2 protein-coding genes are annotated in these 695 nt (G+C 43.0%); both read right to left on the bottom strand.

Features of this window, described 5'->3' with window-relative positions:
• Positions 1-323 (bottom strand): DUF2878 family protein (locus A3738_RS19585; RefSeq protein WP_156504351.1); only part of this gene is annotated, 323 nt, incomplete at its 3' end.
• An 11-nt stretch (positions 324-334) separates the two neighbouring features.
• On the bottom strand, positions 335-695 hold a 361-nt coding region (locus tag A3738_RS19580; RefSeq protein ID WP_197473929.1), incomplete at its 5' end, for a class I SAM-dependent methyltransferase.

Genomic DNA, 695 nt, shown 5'->3' with positions numbered 1-695 from the left:
CACATAAAACACAACCACAATGGCATAGAACCAAGTAGTAAAAAGTTATCTTTAGGGAATGTATATAAACCTAGATCAGCCAAAATGCTGTCAGCGATACAACCAAATAAAATAACGACCGCACAAGCCACATATGTGCTGCGATTTCGAACAACAAAAAAGAAATGTGCAAGCAATACAGCAAGAGGAGCTAGCGCTATCTGCCAGCCCTCTAGAATCGCAGCAAACCAGAGACACTGAAACAACACAGCATTTACAATGACATGCTTTGTTGCATAGTCAGCGCGAACACTGGAACCTTGAGTTGCTGTTATCTCAGCCATATTTGCCTCAATTAAACCACGGCCTCATCTCGAAACTCTGGTTTAGCATAGACTAGATGAGATACACCGATTGAACGTTCCGCAAAACCGCCCTCACAGTAACACAAATAAAACTCCCACATTCGCTGAAATGTCTCACTGTAACCAAGCTCAGTAATCTTTGCCTTCTCTCGCTTACAGGCCTCATTCCAAGCAGATAGCGTTCTTGCGTAGTGTTCTGCGAAATCAAACTGAGAAACCATGCGTAAGTCTGAACTATCTCGCATCGCCTGTGTTAATGCGGTAATAGAAGGAATACAGCTACCAGGAAAAATATAACGCTGAATGAAATCAACATCTTTTCGCGCGCGGTCATAACGTTGATCGGCAATC

This window comes from Oleiphilus sp. HI0066 (assembly GCF_001635725.1).
The sequence above is the reverse complement of the archived record's forward strand: the minus strand, read 5'-3'. Positions and strand labels throughout refer to the sequence as shown.